The 17687-nt window shown below is 67.8% G+C and carries 16 protein-coding genes and 2 pseudogenes; 5 read left to right on the forward strand and 13 right to left on the reverse strand.

Going from position 1 to position 17687, the window contains the following annotated elements; all coding sequences use genetic code 11:
• Positions 1-395: 395 nt before the first annotated feature.
• Together V5F59_RS18105 and V5F59_RS18110 are read right to left on the reverse strand one after the other, a co-directional pair.
• Entirely contained in the window at positions 396-719 is a 324-nt protein-coding gene (locus V5F59_RS18105; protein ID WP_393976597.1) for a 4Fe-4S dicluster domain-containing protein, read from the reverse strand.
• Positions 716-2341 carry an FAD-dependent oxidoreductase gene (locus V5F59_RS18110; RefSeq protein WP_393976598.1) on the reverse strand — a complete coding sequence of 542 codons (1626 nt, stop codon included), beginning with the start codon at positions 2339-2341 and terminating at the stop codon, positions 716-718. The genes V5F59_RS18105 and V5F59_RS18110 overlap by 4 nt, the downstream gene beginning before the upstream one ends.
• A 174-nt stretch (positions 2342-2515) precedes the next feature.
• Between V5F59_RS18110 and V5F59_RS18115 the strand changes: the two genes are divergently transcribed.
• The gene (locus V5F59_RS18115; protein ID WP_393976599.1) at positions 2516-3472 is read left to right on the forward strand and encodes a TauD/TfdA dioxygenase family protein; all 957 of its coding nucleotides are present in this window, start codon (positions 2516-2518) and stop codon (positions 3470-3472) included.
• Positions 3473-3557: 85 nt separating this feature from the next.
• The gene (locus V5F59_RS18120; protein ID WP_393976600.1) at positions 3558-4721 is read left to right on the forward strand and encodes an ABC transporter substrate-binding protein; all 1164 of its coding nucleotides are present in this window, start codon (positions 3558-3560) and stop codon (positions 4719-4721) included.
• A 51-nt stretch (positions 4722-4772) separates the two neighbouring features.
• Here the strand turns inward: V5F59_RS18120 and V5F59_RS18125 are convergent, their stop codons facing one another.
• The 6 genes from V5F59_RS18125 to traA form a co-directional block, all read right to left on the reverse strand.
• A complete protein-coding gene (locus tag V5F59_RS18125) occupies positions 4773-6680 on the reverse strand; it encodes a recombinase family protein (protein WP_393976601.1) in 1908 nt (635 codons plus the stop codon).
• A gap of 13 nt (positions 6681-6693) precedes the next feature.
• A complete protein-coding gene (locus V5F59_RS18130) occupies positions 6694-6927 on the reverse strand; it encodes a hypothetical protein (RefSeq protein WP_281805241.1) in 234 nt (77 codons plus the stop codon).
• A gap of 118 nt (positions 6928-7045) precedes the next feature.
• Positions 7046-7342 (reverse strand): helix-turn-helix domain-containing protein, encoded by a 297-nt coding sequence (locus tag V5F59_RS18135; protein ID WP_281805239.1) that lies wholly within the window; start codon positions 7340-7342, stop codon positions 7046-7048.
• Positions 7342-7668, reverse strand: a complete 327-nt coding sequence (locus V5F59_RS18140; RefSeq protein ID WP_281805236.1) for a type II toxin-antitoxin system RelE/ParE family toxin — start codon at positions 7666-7668, stop codon at positions 7342-7344. The genes V5F59_RS18135 and V5F59_RS18140 overlap by 1 nt, the downstream gene beginning before the upstream one ends.
• A gap of 296 nt (positions 7669-7964) precedes the next feature.
• Positions 7965-8183 (reverse strand): helix-turn-helix transcriptional regulator, encoded by a 219-nt coding sequence (locus V5F59_RS18145; RefSeq protein ID WP_281805234.1) that lies wholly within the window; start codon positions 8181-8183, stop codon positions 7965-7967.
• 130 nt (positions 8184-8313) lie between these two features.
• On the reverse strand, positions 8314-11289 hold the full coding sequence (gene traA, locus V5F59_RS18150; protein WP_281805232.1) for a Ti-type conjugative transfer relaxase TraA: 2976 nt from the start codon (positions 11287-11289) through the stop codon (positions 8314-8316).
• Positions 11290-11461: 172 nt separating this feature from the next.
• Here traA and V5F59_RS18155 point away from each other — a divergent pair, with 172 nt between their 5' ends.
• Positions 11462-11788 carry a conjugal transfer protein TraD gene (locus V5F59_RS18155; protein WP_281806382.1) on the forward strand — a complete coding sequence of 109 codons (327 nt, stop codon included), beginning with the start codon at positions 11462-11464 and terminating at the stop codon, positions 11786-11788.
• 1 nt (position 11789) lies between these two features.
• Positions 11790-12134, forward strand: coding sequence for a conjugal transfer protein TraD (locus V5F59_RS18160; RefSeq protein WP_281805229.1), 345 nt, complete (start codon positions 11790-11792; stop codon positions 12132-12134).
• A gap of 292 nt (positions 12135-12426) precedes the next feature.
• Here the strand turns inward: V5F59_RS18160 and V5F59_RS18165 are convergent.
• The 4 genes and pseudogenes from V5F59_RS18165 to V5F59_RS18180 all read right to left on the reverse strand — a co-directional run bounded on the left by V5F59_RS18165 (position 12427) and on the right by V5F59_RS18180 (position 15462).
• Positions 12427-13703, reverse strand: a pseudogene (locus V5F59_RS18165) (IS256 family transposase).
• A 57-nt stretch (positions 13704-13760) separates the two neighbouring features.
• Positions 13761-14150: pseudogene (locus V5F59_RS18170) on the reverse strand (IS5 family transposase); the annotation flags it as partial.
• Between the two features lie 154 nt (positions 14151-14304).
• Positions 14305-14907 carry a group II intron maturase-specific domain-containing protein gene (locus tag V5F59_RS18175; protein ID WP_509211071.1) on the reverse strand — a complete coding sequence of 201 codons (603 nt, stop codon included), beginning with the start codon at positions 14905-14907 and terminating at the stop codon, positions 14305-14307.
• A 132-nt stretch (positions 14908-15039) separates the two neighbouring features.
• A complete protein-coding gene (locus V5F59_RS18180) occupies positions 15040-15462 on the reverse strand; it encodes a reverse transcriptase family protein (protein ID WP_281805228.1) in 423 nt (140 codons plus the stop codon).
• Positions 15463-15547: 85 nt separating this feature from the next.
• On the opposite strand from V5F59_RS18180, the gene V5F59_RS18185 reads away from it, so the two are divergent.
• Positions 15548-15703 carry a hypothetical protein gene (locus V5F59_RS18185; RefSeq protein WP_281805226.1) on the forward strand — a complete coding sequence of 52 codons (156 nt, stop codon included), beginning with the start codon at positions 15548-15550 and terminating at the stop codon, positions 15701-15703.
• Between the two features lie 9 nt (positions 15704-15712).
• On the opposite strand, the gene V5F59_RS18190 is transcribed toward V5F59_RS18185, so the two are convergent.
• The gene (locus tag V5F59_RS18190; RefSeq protein ID WP_281805224.1) at positions 15713-17686 is read right to left on the reverse strand and encodes an ATP-binding protein; all 1974 of its coding nucleotides are present in this window, start codon (positions 17684-17686) and stop codon (positions 15713-15715) included.
• Position 17687 lies beyond the last annotated feature (1 nt).

The following is a 17687-nucleotide window of genomic DNA, read 5'->3' on the forward strand; positions in this document are numbered from 1 at the left end:
GAGCGGTTGCTCCGACAGGGCGAAAACCCCAGTATCAGGCGCCGCTGCTCATTTGTCGTTCAGCAAGACATAGACGCTTGGATTTTCGGGCATTTCTGAGTGTGAATGCACCGGTCGGCGTCACAGCAAGCTCCCGCCTCTGGTACTAAGACGCCGAAGCATCGCCGGCGTGGACGGAGTTGACCGCATACCTAAAACCGGATGCGAACCTAAAACCGGATGCGAAGCGTCCGCCATTCGGCTCGCTGCCAAAGTCTGCAGTTGGCGCAAGAACATGCAGCCCATGGCCGAGTGCCCTGCTCAGGTGCAGAATGACCGCTTCCACGACTTTCCGGACGGCTTGTGGGAAGAGGCATCGCTCGAAGCGGACGTCGCCCGCTCGGCCGGCCGCGACCTCATTTGGCGCCGAGCACCAAGTGCATGGTGTCGACCGCACGGTTGCCGGCGGTAGCGGTGGTCCAGCCGATGGCGGCGCGATAGCTGCCGAGGGGAAGGGGCGCGCCGGCCTCCGCGTTCAGGCCGAGCGGGGTGCCGGCGGTGGGCGCCACGTAGAGCGCATCCTCCGGGCAGTAGAGCTCGCACATGAAGCAGGTCTGGCAGTCTGCCTGCCGGGCGATGACGGGCGGCCCGGACGGCGCGGGCTCGAACACGTTGGTGGGACAGGCCGTGACGCAGATGTTGCAGCCGGTGCAGCGGGCGCTGCTGACGAGCTCGATCATGCCGCGATCCCTTCGGCGGACAGTCTTTGCGCCGCATCCGCCGCGAGCGGCGGCGCCGGCCGCCGCGCGACGAACACCTCGTCGAGCCCGCCCGAGGTGAGCAGGTGGCGCTGCGCCGGGTCGGCCGCCGCATGGTCGAGTCGGCGATGCATGCCGCGGCTCTCGGTGCGGGCCAGGGCGCTGCGGTACATCCAGCGGGCCACCGCCGTCATCGCCGCCGCCTCGCGGGTGCGCAGCACATCGGTCCGGCCGGCGGGCGCGGAGGCGCTCAGGCTCTCCCACTGACGGTCGAGGCGGCCGAGGGCGCCGGCGAGGCCCTCCTCGGTGCGGAAATAGTTGCGGTCGAAGGGATGGACCTCCTCCACCACCGCCCGCGCCGCCGCGGCCGGATCGAAGGGGCGGGCGCCGGCGTCCCGCAGCCCCGCGATGCCGGCGCCCCGGCGCGCGCCACCCTGAGGGGCGCGGCGGCCGAACTCTGCGGCGGCACGCCCGGCCCAGCGCCCGGACGACACCGCCCAGGCCGCATTGTGGCTGCCGCCGCCCGTGAATCCCCCGCAGATGAGCTCGCGCGTCGCCGCATCGCCCGCCGCATAGAGGCCGGGCACGCGGGTGGCGCAGGTCTCGTCCACGATGCGCAGCCCGCCCGTGCCCCGCACCGTGCCTTCCAGGTGGAGCGTGATGGGGAAGCGCTCATTGAACGGATCGATGCCCATGCGGTCGAAGGGCAGGAAGAAGTTCGGCTGGGCCGAGCGCATGTGCGCCTGCATGGCCCCATCCGCACGGTCGAGCTGCGCGAAGACGCGCCCCTTCTGCAGGTGCCGCGCGATCACCGAGCGGCCGCCGTTGGAGGCGGCGCCGGGGATCACCGCGCCGGCCTCGTCGGTAAAGGTCGCCCATTTGAAGAACAGGGTCTTGGTGACGGAGGCGAAGTCCGCGGCGATGGCGTAGGCGTTGGAGAATTCCATGCCCGAGAAGTCGGCCCCGGCCTCCGCCGCCATCAGGTGGCCGTCGCCGGTGAGCGCGGTGCAGCCGAGCGCGCGGGAGAGGAAGGCGCAGCCGCCAGTGGCGATCACCACCGCGCCGGCCTCCACCTGCCAGACGTCGCCCTGCTGGCGGCGGATGCCGCGGGCGCCGGCCACCGCGCCGGCCGCGTCCACCAGCAGCTCCAGCGCCGGCGCATGGTCGAGGATGCGCACGCCTGCGCCCTTCGCCAGCTTGCGCATGAGGCGCATGTATTCCGGCCCCTGCAGGGAGACGCGGATGGGGGTGCCCGCCGCATCCACCGGGAAGGGATAGCCGCGGGCGCCGAGCTCGTGCAGCGCCGCATGGGTCGTCTCCAGCACCCGCGCCGACCAGTCGCGGTCGGCGAGGAAGCCGCCCAGCGCCTCGCGGCTGACGATGGCGGCGTGGCGCAGCTTCGGGTCTGGCTCCACGTACCAGATGGAGGTGCCCGACGGGGCGGTGGCGCCCGAGGTGCCGCAGAAGCCCTTGTCCGCCAGCACCACCCGCGCCCCCGCGCGCGCCGCCTCGAACGCCGCCCAGGTACCGGCCGGCCCGCCGCCGAGGACCAGCACGTCGCAAGCGAGGTCGAGCCCGGACGGGGCTGAGGATGAAAAGCCCATGTCGCCTCCCGATGCGCCGCGGAGCCCGCCGCGCTAAACAACGCAGATTTAATGTTCATTTAGTTTATAGACTTAATTGAATTTATCAAGATTAATATCCCCCGGCCGCCCGGCGACGCGCGGTCCCGTCACAGGTGGCACGCAGGTGGCCCGACCCGCCGCAAGGAGGTTCCCATGAGCGCTTCGATCAGCACCCTTCCCGGCATTCCCGAGGGCGACATCGTCCCTCTCTCCGGCCGCATCGGCGCCGAGATCCGCAACGTCCGCCTCGCCGGCGACCTGCCCCAGCCGCTGTTCGACGAGATCCACCGCCTGCTGCTGAAGCACAAGGCGCTGTTCTTCCGCGACCAGGCCGATCTCGACGATGCCGCCCAGGAAGCCTTCGGCGCGCGCTTCGGCGGCCTCGTCCCGCACCCGACCATCGGCGCCCTCACCGGCACCTCCTCGGTGCTGGAGCTGGACACCCGCCGCACCGGCGAGCGCGACACCGGCCAGGGCGCCGGCCGCGCCGACCAGTGGCACACGGACGTCACCTTCGTGGACGCCTATCCCAAGATCTCCATCCTGCGCGGCGTGGTAATCCCCGCCGCCGGCGGCGACACGGTGTGGTCCAACACCGCCACCGCCTACGAGCGCCTGCCCGAGCCGCTGCGCAAGCTGGCCGACAGCCTGTGGGCCACCCATTCCAACGCCTACGACTACGCCGCCGTGCGCCCCCACGCCTCCGACGACGACCGCCGCCAGTTCGACCGCAACTTCACCAGCACCGTCTTCGAGACCGACCACCCGGTGGTGCGGGTGCATCCCGAGACCGGCGAGCGCACGCTCATCCTGGGCAATTTCGTGCAGCGCTTCATCGGCCTCAACAAGAGCGACAGCCAGAAGCTCTACGACCTGTTCCAGAGCCACATCACGGCGCCGGAGAACACCGTGCGCTGGCGCTGGCGGGCGGGCGACGTGGCCATCTGGGACAACCGCGCCACCCAGCATTACGCCGTGAACGACTATGGCGACGCCCATCGCGTCGTGCGCCGCGTCACCGTGGACGGCGAGGTGCCGGTGAGCGTGGACGGGCGCGCCAGCGTCACCCGCAACCGTTTCGACAAGCCGGCGGTGGGCCGCGCCGCCTGATCCCCCGCAAGCGCCGGCGGGCGGAAGGCCCGGCCGCCGGCCGCCCCGCCCGCTCTGCCGACCGTCCTTCAGGAGCCCGAGACTGATGCCTGCTCCCGCTTTCGCGCCTTCGTCCACGCGGCCGAAACGCCGTGCCGCCTCAGCTTTGCTGCGCCCCTTCGCCCTGGCCGCCGCGGCGCTGGCCTTCGCCGGTGCCTTGGTCGGTATTTTGGCCGGAGCCGCGGCCGCCGAGACGGTGATCCGCTTCGGCCATCCCGGCGTCGGCGCCGAGCAGCGGCCCTTCTCCTATGGCGACCCCACCACCTATGGGCGGGCCCGCCAGTTGATCGAGAAGGAGTTCGCCGACGACAAGGATGTGAAGATCGAATGGACCTTCTTCCGCGGCGCCGGCCCGGCGCTCAATGAAGCGGTGGCGTCCGGCCAGCTCGATTTCTTCCTGCTCGGCGACCTGCCCGCCATCGTCGGCCGGGCGCGGGGGCTGAAGCACAAGTTCATCTTCGCCACCGGCCGCAACAACTCGATCTTCCTTGCCGTGCCCACCGACAGCACCATCGCCAGGGTGGAGGACGTGAAGGGCAAGAAGGTCGCCCTGTTCAAGGGCACCAACCTGCAGAACGCCACCGACCGCATCCTCGCCCTGCACGGGCTTTCGGAGAAGGACGTGCGCTTCATCAACCTCGACGCCAACGCAGCCGTGGCCGCGCTCACCTCCGGCAATGTGGATGCGGTGTTCGGCGGGCAGGAATATCTGCCGCTGGCCGCCAAGGGCGTGGTGAAGATCGTCTACACCACCAAGGGCGACGACCCGACGCTGGGGCGCAACTCCTCCTATTTCGTCACGGAATCCTTCGCCGCCGCGCATCCGGACCTGACCCAGCGGGTGGTCAACACCTTCATCAAGGCGGCCCACTTCATCTCCCTCGACGAGAACCGCGACGAGGCGTTCGAGGCCTGGGCCCTGTCCGGCCTGCCCAAGGAAACCTTCGCCACCAATTTCGAGGGTCAGCGGCTGTCCCTCGTCGTCAATCCGCTGATCGATGACTACGTGGTCGCCCGTTACAAGGAGCAGGCCCAGGCCGCCAAGGACTACGGCCTGCTCAAAGGCGATCCCGACATCGACCACTGGTTCGACCGCACCTATCTGGACGCGGCGCTGAAGACGCTGAAGCTCGAAGACTTCTGGTCCACCCGCGACGGGCGCGGAAACATCGAGACCCGCGGCCGCATCGACCAGAAGGCCTCGAACTAGAGCGTTTCCGAGCGAAGTGGACACCGGTTCGCGTGAAGGAAACGCGTCAATTCAAAGACCTGGATCGTTTCCCCGATTCCATGAAACGGGGAAACGATCCAGGGGCCGCCATGAGCCGGCGCTTGCCGCCAACCATCGAAGCATGAGGCGCCCTCGCCTCTCGCGTGATTGCGCCGTCATGCCCCGGCTTGTCCGGGGCATCCACCGGGTCGCTCGTCCGCTGCTGCAAGCCGGATGCGCAGCCCGGCCGCGAAGTGGATCCCCCGGACAAGCCCCGGTTTTTACCGAGACCGACAAACGGGATGATGGGGTGTCAATCGCAGGCTTGTGGCCGGGTTTTCCGGTGCGTTCGATCCAATCGAGGATTGCGCCAAGCTCTCCTTGCAGGGTGATGGAGAGGTCGCGGCGCATCGGGCCGGGGGTGATGATGATGCCGTCGATGATCTCGCGGATCGCCTCGGCCGCCTCTGCCGCGTCGTCGGGGTGGTCGAGCGCGGCGGTCAGGCGCTCGATCCTACGCCGGTAGGTCTCGGCAATGCCGGGGTGGATGTCGGGAACGTCCTGTGGCGCGTCGGAGAGACGGGCGGTGAGGCTGTCCTGTCGGGCCTCAAGCTCGGTCAGGCGGTCGGACAGGGCGCGGTGATACCCGCCTTGCTCGATGACGCGCACGATCTCGGCAATGGCTTTCGTGATGTCGCCCAGTTCCTTGCGGCTGGCTTCGGCCGAGTTTCGGCGGTCGCGATTGAGCCGGTTGGTTTCCTCGGCATAGACTCGCATGGCCTCGGCGGCGATCTCCGGCGTCATCATTCGCTCGCACAGGCCGGCCAGCACACGCGCTTCCAGAGCCTTGCGGTCCACGGTGCGGGCGTTGTCGCAGCCATTGCCCAGCACATGATTGGTGCAGGCGTAGCGGTCCTGCCCGCGACGGGCATAGGAGCCGCCGCAGCAGCCGCAGAACAACAGGCCGGACAGCAGGGTGCGCGGGCGATGGGTGGCGTTGAGGCCGCCATTTCGGGCGAGGCTGCGCTTCATGCCCTCGCGCGATGCCTCGATCTGGGTCTTGTACCGAGCGGTCAGCTCGTCCTGCCGCGCCTTGGCGGCGTCCCATAGCTCCTGCGGCACGATGCGAAGCTCGGGAGCCTCCGAACGTATCCATTCGCTTTCGGGATTGACCCGATAGGCGAAGTGACCCGTATCGGGGTTTTTCAGCTTCTTCTGCCGGTTCCAGCGGATCACGCCGACGTAAAGCTCGCAATTGAGGATGCCGGAACTGATGATGCGGTTGCCCCTGATGGTGGTGTCGTTCCAACGCTTGCCGGTGGGGCTGGGGATGCCGTCGCGGTTCAAATCGGCGGCGATGCGCTGCGGCCCCTTTCCGGCGACATATTCGCGGAAGATGCGGCGCACGATCTCGGCCTGTTCCTCGATGATCTCGCGTTCGCCACGGATCGGCTCGCCGCGCGCGTCGAGCTGCTGGACGACGCGATAGCCATAGGCGTTGCCACCGCCAATCTTTCCGGCCTCGACACGGCCCCTGATGCCGCGATGGGTCTTGATGGCAAGGTCTTTGAGGAACAGCGCGTTCATCGTGCCTTTGAGGCCGACATGGAGCTCGTTGATCTCGCCCTCGGACAGGGTGAAGATGGTCACGCCCGCGAAGCGCAGGCGTTTGAAGACGCCCGCCACGTCTTCCTGATCGCGGCTGATGCGGTCCAGCGCCTCGGACAGCACCATGTCGAAGCGCCCTGCCTGTGCGTCGGCAAGCAGGGACTGGATGCCAGACCGGATCAGGGACGCGCCCGATATGGCCCGGTCGAAATAGGTCTCCGCGACCGTCCAGCCCTCGCGGGCGGCGCGCTCGCGGCACTGGCGCAACTGGTCCTCAATGGAAGCGTCACGCTGGTTGTCGGAAGAATAACGGGCATAGAGCGCAACGCGCGGCATCGGACGGGCAGTCATCGGGGCGGTCCTTTCACTCCTTGTCGGCCCCGTCCCCCGTCGCCTCGGATGCGTTGGGCCTGTTGTCGTTGGCGGCGGTCAGCCGCTCGAAATCCTCTCGCGCCATGCGGCGGCCGATGATGCGGGCCAGCGTCAGCGCTGCGCGGTCGATCTTGAGCCAGGTTTCCGCACTCGGCTCGCCCTGCGGGCCGTTATTGTCGTTGGCCGGTTTGAACCGTTCCGGCCTTGATTCACTGTCGTCTTCCATGCCGCTTCCTGCCGTGTTTTCGAGACAAACAGGCATGAAGCGGCACGGGATTCAGCCTGTGAAGGCATAAAACTCACGCGTGCGGCGTTGGCGAAGTATCGGCGGCATATAGGACGGGTCACGCTGCCTGCAAAGCCTTCTGAACAGCCTTCGGCGCGCGGTCGATGACCAGAAGATAAGCGCGAGTCGGCCCTTCCGGTTGGCGCGAACCCTGTTCCCAATGGCGCAGCGTGTTGACGCTGAACCCGAACCGTCCGGCAAATTCTTCCTGCGTCATGTCGAGCTTCGTGCGGATCGCCTTCACGTCGATCCGCTCGGGAACATGGACGCGATAGGCGTTCGCGTCGGCCTTGCCCTCGGCATAGGCCAGAGCCTCGTTAAGGCCACGCCGGATGCTGTCGGCAACTGTGTTCATCACTTTCTCCTCTTGAAGGCGTCCACCAGCAGCATGGTCAATTGGCGGAAGTCGTTCTTGTCCTGCTGGCTCAGATCGGCCCGCTCGTTCTTGGCGTAGGCGGTGAGCGCAAAGAGCGGCATGTCGGCGTCGTGGTAGAAGTAGATCACCCGCGCGCCGCCGCGCTTGCCTCGCCCTTCCAGCCCCCAGCGGACCTTGCGGATGCCGCCTGTCCCCGGAACGAGATCGCCGGCCGTGGGATTGTGGGCCAGATAGTCCACCAGCAAAGTACGCTCGTCATCGCCCATCAGCTTGCGCGTCGCCGCCAGGAACTCCGGGGTTTCCACGACACTGACGGGAACCGATTTTGCCTTGTTTGATATTACTCCACTGACTCAGTCGATGCAATCGAAATGATGATCCAATGGATTATAATCGTGCCGCCCCTGCCGCCTGTTCGTTCCGAATTGGGAGCGCGACCGCGCCCACAATCCGCCCTTGCCTGCTTGGAGAGCCCTGACCGGAGCGGCGGCGGGCGGTCAAGGCGGGCGCTTCAGCGCCCCTGCGCAGCGGCTCGGCCTTGAGGGCTGACGCCGTTCTGGTTCCATCCCTACCGGCAGCAAAGGCCATGCCTCCGCCCTCATCAGAAATCATCGAAGTCGGACTCGCTCCGTGGACGCCATCCGACGGGATTGGCGATCCATCGATTGACATCGGACTCCTTCCACCCCGTACCGTTGACGCTGATCCTGATCTGCGCGGGAAAGGTGCCCTCGGCGATCTTGCGGTAGATGGTGGACCTGGACAGCCCGGTCCAGGCAAGGACGGTTTTCAGGCGGATGATACGGTCTGGTTGGCGCATGGCTGGCCTGCCTCATGCTGGCTGTTTCTGACAACTGCTGGGACCAGTCAGGTCAGGCGGTTACGCGCGCGCAAGAGGGTTCAACACGTCGCAGGGCTGTGGCGCAGGAACGGCGGCAAATCGGATGGGTTCAGATGCCGATGCCGCGTCCCCTGCCGAGGCCGAGACCGTGGGTGAAGGCGAGTTCCTGGCCGAGGCTACGGCCTGATTCCATACCGATGCCGAGGTCTTTCTTGCGGCCCGCTAGGATGGACTCTAACTGCGGATCGCGTTCGAGGCTTTTGGCCATATTGCCCATCTCTGCCCGCGTCGCCTTGTAGCTGGAGATGTCGCCCGCCTGATACTGGCGCTGGCTGGTCTGTTCGAGCTTCCGCCAGCGCTCCACAAAGCGGTCGGCCCGCCAACCCGGATTGCGGCCGGGATCGGTGCGGATTTCGGTTTCGAGCTGGACGGCGCGCACGGCACGAGCAACCTGGCCGACCGCCGTCTCGCGGACAAGGTCTGGGTTCTTGACATAGGCTGCTTCCGCATCGCGCCAGCCATACGGGCGAACCTCCTCGAAGGCCTTGCGGGCCTCGGTCAGTTCCCGCATCTGTACAGGACTTGCCTTGCCCTCCGCGTCTCCGGCGCTGAGGATCGCATCGATGGCGCGGGCATGGCGCACGAGGGCATCGGTGCGGGCGCGGCGCAACGACACCTCCGGGTCTTCCGCCGCCGCACTTTGCGGCCCCTCCCTTTCCAGCCGCTGCACACCATTCCCGCCGGGCACAGCGTCTGCGGGGGAGCGCACCCCGTCGAGCATCCCGTCGATCCGGTCGCGCAGCTTTTCGGGCACGAGTCTGCGCACGATCTCGGCGACACGGGCGCGGAAGGTGATGCCGCGCCGCTCGGCGTAATCCCGCGCCGGATCGATCTGCTCATAATCGGACGCCATGTCCTTGGCCCGGTCGCGCGACAGGGTGCGCACGAGCCGGTCCTGATTGGCAAAGTCGTCGCGGCCGTAATGCAGCTCCATGCCGTCGCGATGTCGCGACAGGGCGACATAGCTGCCATGGGCATCCAGCCCAGGTGTCGCCAGAACATGGGTGCGGTCCACCGTCATCCCTTGCGCCTTGTGGATGGTCGCCGCATAGCCATGGTCGATGCGGTCGTAATCCTTCAGGTCGAAAGCAACGGAACGGCCGTCATCGGTGCGCACCGACATGGATTGTTCGCTGACCTGTTCGATGGTGCCGAGCGTGCCGTTTTTCACGCCAAGCCCGCGTTCGTTTTGCAGGAACATGACGCGATCCCCGCTGGCAAAGTTCCGCTCGCCGCGCTCGACCGTGACGCGCACGTCCTCGCCCAGATCGCCGGCCTCCCGCATCCGCTCGCGTGCTGCCTCGTTGAGTTCCTGTACCTCGGCATTGGTATGGGTCAGGATGATGCGGCTATCGTCTGGATGCGCCTGCCGGTCGCGGTCCCAGCGCTCGATCAGATTTTTCCGCGCGTCCTCCCGCGTCGGAGCGGCATGGACCATGTCGTGGGAGCGGTAGGCTTCAAGAGCGTTGCCGGTTTTACCACTGGCAAGATTGCGCGTGGCGTCGCGCTGCCAGTCCTCGCGCTGGCGGCGCACCTCACCGATCTCCGCGCCGCCGTGGCGTTCGTGAATCGAGCGGAAGGCCGCGCCGGCTTCTATTGCTTGCAACTGCCGCGGATCGCCGACCAGCACGACCTTTGCGCCAGCCTCGGCGGCATGGGACAGCACGCGCTCCATCTGCCGCGTGCCGACCATGCCGGCCTCGTCGATCACCAGAACATCGCGGGCGGTGAGCACGTCGCGGCCCTGTCCCCAACCATGTTCCAGGCTGGCGATGGTGCGCGACGCGATGCCCGATCCGCCTTCCAAATTTTCCGCCGCGATACCGGACAGCGCCACGCCCCGGACCTCGTAGCCAGTCGCTTCCCAAGCCTCGCGCGCCACGCCCAGCATCGCGCTCTTCCCCGTCCCGGCATAGCCGACCACAATCCCAAGATCGCGCCCGTCCGTGACATGCGCCAACGCATCGGCCTGCTCGCCGGACAGAACAAGGCCGCGTTCTTCCGCACGGGCAAGCGCCGCCGCTCTGTCCCTGTCGTTGACTTCATGATGTTCGCGGTCGGCCATCAATTCAGCGGCGCGGTGCAGGCGCTGTTCGGCCTCGATCATCTCGCGCGTGGTGAAGCGGTCCTCGCCGCGTCCGTCCTTGCCGAGTTCGACCAGATTGGGCGAAGTGCGCATCGCGCTCATCACCTCATTGAACTGGTCGATCCCGTCGCTGTGCCGGTGCGCGAACATCGCCATGTCCCGGCGCGTGAAGGTCGATTGCTGATGGGTGATGGCGTCCAGCGCCAGGGCTGGATTGGCGATGATGCGCTCGCCGTTGCCGCGCGCGATCTCGAGGTGCATTTCCGCGCGGTCGGCGGCTTCGATCCCTTCGCCCTCGATCCGCTGCGCGGTTGCGCCGATCTGGCTTTGTGGCTCCAGCGCGATGCCCTGGGCCTCCAGGCTGCGATGGTCGATCCGTGCGTCGATGTCGAGTTCGGCCAGCCGTTCGTTGGCGAGCGCGGCCCAGCGTTCCCGCCAGCGTTCGACCATCTCGGTGCGGTTCCAGTCCCGCACCTTCGGGCCGAAGCCGTTTTCGTCCACCGCACGCATGGTCAGCATGACATGGGCGTGGGGTTTGGGACTCCCATCCTCGGCCCTGTCCCAATGCACATTGAGGTCGGCGATCATGCCCTGATCGACGAATTCGGACCGCACGAAGTCGCGGGCGAGTTCGATGCCCTGCGTCTGCGTCATCTCGCGCGGAAGGGCGAACTCCACCTCGCGGGCAAGCTGGGCGTCCTTGCGGACCTCGAAGGCTTCCACATCGTTCCAGAGCCGTTCGCGGTCGCTCCATTGCTCGGGTGCGTTCTCCGGCAGCAGCACCTCGGAATGGACGACGCCGCGTTTGGCGGAAAAGTCCTGCACGCGGTCAATGCGCTCGTCGCGCAGCCGCGAGGCCGAGCGGTAGGCGGCGGACGCCACCGCGCTCGAACCGGATTTACGGCCAATGACCTTGACATGGAGATGATAGATCGCCATCGCGATCAGATCATTTGCACGACAAAGCGCACGTCGGAACGACGTATAAGCGCGCCCTCCCTCGAAAAAATCTCGGGAGGGACCGGGCCGTGCCACACCGTCCCGGCAACCTTACAGCATTCCGGCAGAGGCTCAACTATCATCGCTCCATCGACAACTTATGGAGGACATGATGCGCAAGCCACGGGACTTCGACGCGGAACTGAGGTCGCTCGAAGACAAGACGCGAGACCTGAAAGCCCGCAAGGTGCAGCAGCTTGGCGAACTGGTCATTTCGACCGGCGCCGACGCCCTCAGCCCCGACGAACTGGCGGGCGCGCTGATCGTGCTGGCCGAGACGAAGGATGCCGGAAAGAGGGAGGCATGGGCGAAGCGCGGGGCCGCGTTCTTTCACGGCCGGGCGCGGCGACCTGCATCGGCGCCTCACCGCGACGCGGGCGGCGCTACGGCACAATCGGGCGGCGCGCAACCGGCATCAGGCGGCGCGGGCTCGACATGACATGCGCACATGGCAGGTCGAGCGCCGCAAGCGCACCCGGCATCTGATCGAACTCGGCGGCCTCGTCGTCAAGGCCGGCATCGTGGACCTGACCGGCGATGACCGCGCCATCATCCTCGGCGCGCTGCTCTGGATGGCCGACAAGCTGCAAGGCGATCACGGCGATCACGCGCGAAGCCTGTGGGCTGCAAAGGGAAAGCAGGCGTTCGAGTATGACTGGCCATCAGCATCGCCAAACGACACGGCCCCTTCGGCGCGCGTCGTGGTCATGGAAAGAGAACGCGCAGCAAGCCATCCGCCAGTTGGAGGCCTCCAAAAACCCCTGTGCAAATCGGCGTTGGGCTGATTCTCTCGCTGCTTTTTGAGGCGGATCGCGGGCATGGTGGATCAATCGCCGAGTTTCTTCGACTTCGATGATCGGATGGCGGCACTGTTGGCGAAGGGCGACGATCTGGAGCGGGTGAAGGCGCTGGTCGATTTCGAGATGTTTCGACCTGCACTGGAAGCCGCTGTGCTGCGCGCGGACCGGTCGAAGGGCGGCAGGCCCGCCTTCGATCACATGCTGATGTTCAAGGTCCCCGTGGGGATGTCCCACCCGATGTTGAAAAGAGCGCGGCGGACGTGGCTGGTTGAGGAGGCTATGCAGCCTCGCGGACAGGGTCAAGGCCGGCGCCGACGGCGCACTCGGCCTGATGGGCGAGAAGGGCGGCGCGCAGGCTGGGCAACTGGTTGTGGGCCTTCAGTCGGCGGAAGCCCTTGGCGGCTTCGATCATGGCGGCCCCTGTCCAGCGCAGGGCCATGGCCGCATCCCGCCACCGCTTCACGTTGCGGCAGACGCGCCGGATGGTGCCGTTCATGTTCTCGATGATGTTGGTGCAGGCCAGCGAGCGCCGCAGTTCGGTCGGCAGCCGCAGGCGCGTGACGGTGAGGATCTCGTCGAGGCCCTCCAGGAGGCTGGCCGAGACACCCGGAGCCTCGCGCTCGAGCCGACGGGCGAGATTGCGGATCAGCGTTTCGGCCTTGTCGGCGTCGTCCAGCTCCCAGGCTTGGCGAAGAGCCCTGCGCACCGAGGCGTGCAGGGATTTCGGCAGGCGCTCGGTGATGTTGCGGGCCTTGTGGACCTGACAGCGCTGGATCGGCGCACTTCGGCCGAAGCTGTTGCGGATCGCCTTCGACAGGGCACGCGAGCCGTCGATGATGAACAGGCGACAGACGGCGGGGTCGAGGCCCCGGCCGACCATGTTGTCGAGCAGGGCCTGGCAGACGGCGGCGTTCTCGCTTGCCCCCTCCATGACCCCGAGCGGGTGCTTGTCGCCGTTGCCGTCGACGCTGACCGCCGCCAGCAGGATCAGGTCCTGAGCGATGTGGATGCCGTCGATCTGGATGACCAGCAGATCCAGCGCGGAGAGGTCGGCGGCCATCCACGCCTTCATCGTCTCGGCCGACAGCGCCACGAAGCGACGCGACACCGCCGATCGGGTCACGCCGGCTCCCCGCTCGGCGGGGATGTCGCCGCCGGGCAGGCGGACGGCGCCGCCGAACTTGCGGGTCGACACGTTCATCAGCATCAGATTGAGCGCCCATTGGCCGAGAAGATCCTCGTCGACCGCCGCCGCCCAGCTCGGCAGGGGCATCTCACCGCCGAGCGGGCACGAACCCGAGGGCGCTCGACTTCGACCTTGCCGCCGTGAAAGCCGATCTTTCCCTTGGCTCTGCCCCAACGATGAGCCTCCCGATCGCCACCGCGACCATGGCGCGGGCCGCAGAGCCGAGCCGCATCCTCTTCCATCATACCGGTGAGAGTGGCCAGCCCGGCCGTCAGGCACAGGCGTTCGAAGCTGGCGCGGACCTCGTCCACAGCTGCCTCGACGAGCGCAGACGGTGTCACCGCTGCCGATGTGGTAGGTTTCTTCATGGCGTTGCTTTCCTTCGAGGATTCGACACCCGAGCCTTAAGAGCCGGATTCAAAAGTTCACGCGGTTTTGCAATGTCTTACGATGCGGCGTGTTAGCATGCGGATGCTGGCGATGTGGGCGAAGGCGGTCGCGCTTTCGATGGATTTCTCCCAGTCCTTTGCGAGGCGGCGGCAGCGTCCGAGCCATGCGAATGTCCGCTCGACCACCCAGCGGCGGGGCAGGACGACGAAGCCCTTGGCCGCGTCGGAGCGCTTGACGATCTCGATGGTCCAGCGTCCGTGGCCGGCCATGGCGTCCTTTAGCTTGTCGCCGGCATAGCCGCCATCGGCGAAGACCTGGCGCAGCCACGGATGGCGGGAGCGGATCGCCCTGAGCAGGTCGGGAGCACCGTCGCGGTCCTGCACGTCGGCCCCGTGGACCATGACGAAGATCAGCAAGCCGACCGTGATGGCGCCGATCGCCTTGCCGCCTTCCGAAATGGTGAGGCTCGCCTGGGCGATCTGTAGAGTCGAGGACGGGCGCGGTGGCATTGCCCCGTTTCCCGTCCCCGCTCATCAAACCGGACGTGCGGATTTCCCGCATCCGGCTTTCCGACTGGTTTCACCGCAAGGCCCACGGCGACGACCGACTGCGCTCGCGTCGAAGGCATCGGACGGCCAATTCCCCGTAGACATATTCTCGAGAGAACCGGTCCGCTCCACGCCCCTGCGCTTTGTGTCGTTGACGGAGGAAGTGCCGCGTTCGGTCATACACATGCTGATCGACGGCCTCGTATGCCGACGCGAGGGCGCCGTAGGAGAAGTAGGCCGACCAACCGCGCAGAACGCGGTTCAACCGTGCTCGCACTTCGTCCCAAGCGCCCTTGTTGCCGGGCACCAGAAGTTCGCCGATCTTCACCTTGACCCGCTGCACGCTCTTCTTGGACGGGCTCGCCCCCAGGTGCCAGCGACCTCCATTGGGAAGGTGGCGCGGTCCCAGTGTGTAGCCAAGGAAGTCGAAGCCTTCACGCCGGGCATTTTTCACCGAGGTTTTCGCCTCGTTGAGCGTCAGCCCGAGCTTCGTCATCACCGCCCTCGTCCAGGTCAGAGCCTCTTCCGCGTGTCCGCGGCTGAGGATGACGAAGTCGTCGGCATAAGAGATGACATGTGCGTGGAACACCTCGCCGCGCCCCGTCAACCGCCAATGCTTCAGGAATCGGTTCATGTAAATGACGGAGAGCAGCGGACTGGCGACACCACCCTGGGGGGGTGCCGCGAGCGCTGCTCTTGCCGCCGCTCATGTGCCGTTTCCCGTCGCCATCCCGTTCCTCGACCGGCACTTGCAGCCACAGCTTGATCAGCCGCAGCACATTCCGGTCGAGGACACGGCGGGCCACCGATCGGAGGAGGTCCGCGTGCGGGATCGTGTCGAAATACTTCGACAAGTCGGCATCGACGACGTCGGTATAGCCCTGGTATAGCCCCGGCATAGCAGCCGGTGCGTTTCCTTGACGGCATCGATCGCGCTCCGACGCGGCCGATAGCCGTAGGCACCGTCCTCGAAGTCCGCCTCGAAGATCGGCTCCAGCACGATCTTGGCTGCGGCCTGAACCACCCGGTCCCGGATCGTCGGGACGCCAAGCGGACGTTCGCCGCCGCCAGGCTTTGGGATCATCACCCGCCGCACTGGATCAGGCTGGTAGGACTTCGAGACGAGGTCCTCGCGCAAGCTCGCCAGCCACGCGTCTATATCCGCCGCCTCGATCTGTCCGAAGGTCATCCCGTCCACACCTGGCGCACCCGCATTGGCGCGGGCAGTCACCGCGACGAATGCAGTTATTGGAGGTGTCCAGCTGAAGCGGATCGTGGCGGATTTGTCGCTCGACGACCCGCGCACGCTACCGACCGCGGAGGAGGCCGCCGCCGCCATCGTACCGTTGTGCCTGCCGGCGTGCGAGGACACCGGGCGGCTCTACGATTTCCCCACCCGGAGCTTCCTCGACTTCCGGATGCCAGCCTGAGGCCGGCGCTCACAGGGCGAGGCGCACCAGCCTCTGCCCCGCCTCCACCTGCTCGCCGACCCGGCAGACGATCTCGGCGACGATGCCGTCCCGCGGGGCGGTGACGGGGTTCTCGAACTTCATCGCCTCGATCACCGCCAGCACGTCGCCGCGGGCCACCCGTTCGCCCGCCTTGGCCGCGACCGCGACCACGAGGCCGGGAATCTCGGCGCTGGCCCAGTCGGTCGCCTCCGCCTCGTCCGGGCCGCCGCGCACCCGGCGCGAGACCTCCGCGCGCGCGCCGTCGATGATCACCTCCACCGCATCGGGCAGCACCAGCGCGCGCCAGCGCCGGCCGTCGAGCATGCCTTCGAGGAGGCCGCCGGAACCGCGCCCGCCCTCGACCGTCGCGGTCAGCCGCATCCCGGCGGTCTCGGCCTCCACCGTCACGGCGCCGCGCCGGGCGGAAAGGACCCGCACGGCGGCGCGTGCCCCGGCGATTTCCAGGACCATCGCGCCGAGCGGCGCGCCCTGCGCCAGCGCGTGCCGGCCATAGGGCGCCGCGCTCGCCTGCCAGGGCGAGGCCGGCCCGCTTCCCTCCGGCATGGCGTCGAGCACGACGGCGGCGCCGGCCACCGCGGCTAGCGCGCCGGGCGCGGCCGCGCCGAGGAGCTCGGGCAGAACCTCGTCGATGAGGCGGGTGTGCGCCGTTCCGGCCGCCACCTCCGGCCGCGCCGCGAGCGCCGCGAGGAAGCCGAGATTGGTCGCGACCCCCATCACCGCGGTCTCGGCGAGGGCCGCGCGCATGCGCGCCAGTGTCTGCCGCCGGTCGTCGCCATGGACGATGATCTTCGCGATCATGGGATCGTAGTGGGGCGGCACGGGGCTTCCAGCCTCGACCGCGCTGTCGATGCGCGCCCCGGAGGGCCAGGCGAGGTGCGTGACGCGTCCCGGCGCCGGCCGGAAGCCCGCGGCCGGGTCCTCCGCATAGAGCCGGCACTCGATGGCATGGCCGCGCGCGTGGATCTGCTCCTGGGCGAGCGGTAGCGGCGCGCCCGAGGCGAGGCGCAATTGCCATTCCACGAGGTCGAGGCCGGTGATCGCCTCCGTCACCGGATGCTCCACCTGGAGGCGCGTGTTGACCTCCAGATAGTAGAATGCCCCATCGGCGCCGACGATGAACTCGAACGTGCCGGCATTGCGGTAGGTCACGGCCCGCGCGCCGGCGACCGCCGCCTGCGCGAGGCGCGCCCTGAGGGCGTCCGGCAGGGTGGAGGCGGGGGCTTCCTCGATCACCTTCTGGTGGCGGCGCTGGAGCGAGCATTCCCGGTCGAACAGGTGCACCGCGCCGCCCGCGCCGTCGCCGAACACCTGCACCTCCACATGGCGCGGCCGCTCGATCAGGCGCTCCACCAGCAGGCGCCCGTCGCCGAAGCTGGAGCGTGCGGTGCGGATCGCCGAGGCGATCTCGGCGCGGGCGCCCGGCTTCGTGACCACCTGCATGCCCTTGCCGCCCCCGCCCGCGGCGGGCTTCAGCAAGGCGGGATAGCCGGTCGCCGCGATCAGCCGCTCCACCTCCTCCACGTCGTCGGAGGCCGCGGCCGAGCCGGGCACCACCGGCACGCCGGCCTCGGCCATGAGCGCCTTCGCCCGCCCCTTGTCGCCGAGCGCGGCGATGGTGTCGGGCCGCGGCCCGACGAAGATCAGCCCCGCCGCCTCCACCGCGGCGGCGAAGTCCGCATTCTCCGAGAGGAAACCGACGCCGGGATGGATCGCGTCGGCACCCCGCTCGCGCGCGGCGCGGATCAGCGCCGCCCCGTCGAGATAGGAGCGCGCCGCCGGTGCCGGGCCGATGCGCACCAGGTCCGCCGCCCCCTCCAGGTGGGGCGCGCCGCGGTCGGCGTCGGAATAGACCGCCACATAGGGGATGGAGAGCCGCGCGCAGGTGCGGGCGATGCGCCGGGCGATCTCGCCGCGGTTGGCGATCAGGAGCTTGCCGATCATG

It is taken from the genome of Xanthobacter nonsaccharivorans (assembly GCF_043194755.2).
GTDB lineage: Bacteria > Pseudomonadota > Alphaproteobacteria > Rhizobiales > Xanthobacteraceae > Xanthobacter > Xanthobacter autotrophicus_G.

Coding starts and splice junctions, on each gene's coding strand:
- V5F59_RS18130 (WP_281805241.1), bottom strand. CDS start 6,927: ATGGAAGACGACAGTGAATCAAGGCCGGAACGGTTCAAACCGGCCAAC.
- V5F59_RS18135 (WP_281805239.1), bottom strand. CDS start 7,342: ATGAACACAGTTGCCGACAGCATCCGGCGTGGCCTTAACGAGGCTCTG.
- V5F59_RS18120 (WP_393976600.1), top strand. CDS start 3,558: ATGCCTGCTCCCGCTTTCGCGCCTTCGTCCACGCGGCCGAAACGCCGT.
- V5F59_RS18110 (WP_393976598.1), bottom strand. CDS start 2,341: ATGGGCTTTTCATCCTCAGCCCCGTCCGGGCTCGACCTCGCTTGCGAC.
- V5F59_RS18115 (WP_393976599.1), top strand. CDS start 2,516: ATGAGCGCTTCGATCAGCACCCTTCCCGGCATTCCCGAGGGCGACATC.
- V5F59_RS18125 (WP_393976601.1), bottom strand. CDS start 6,680: ATGACTGCCCGTCCGATGCCGCGCGTTGCGCTCTATGCCCGTTATTCT.
- V5F59_RS18160 (WP_281805229.1), top strand. CDS start 11,790: ATGCGCACATGGCAGGTCGAGCGCCGCAAGCGCACCCGGCATCTGATC.
- V5F59_RS18190 (WP_281805224.1), bottom strand. CDS start 17,686: ATGATCGGCAAGCTCCTGATCGCCAACCGCGGCGAGATCGCCCGGCGC.
- V5F59_RS18180 (WP_281805228.1), bottom strand. CDS start 15,462: ATGACCTTCGGACAGATCGAGGCGGCGGATATAGACGCGTGGCTGGCG.
- V5F59_RS18145 (WP_281805234.1), bottom strand. CDS start 8,183: ATGCGCCAACCAGACCGTATCATCCGCCTGAAAACCGTCCTTGCCTGG.
- V5F59_RS18175 (WP_509211071.1), bottom strand. CDS start 14,907: ATGAACCGATTCCTGAAGCATTGGCGGTTGACGGGGCGCGGCGAGGTG.
- V5F59_RS18105 (WP_393976597.1), bottom strand. CDS start 719: ATGATCGAGCTCGTCAGCAGCGCCCGCTGCACCGGCTGCAACATCTGC.
- traA (WP_281805232.1), bottom strand. CDS start 11,289: ATGGCGATCTATCATCTCCATGTCAAGGTCATTGGCCGTAAATCCGGT.
- V5F59_RS18155 (WP_281806382.1), top strand. CDS start 11,462: ATGCGCAAGCCACGGGACTTCGACGCGGAACTGAGGTCGCTCGAAGAC.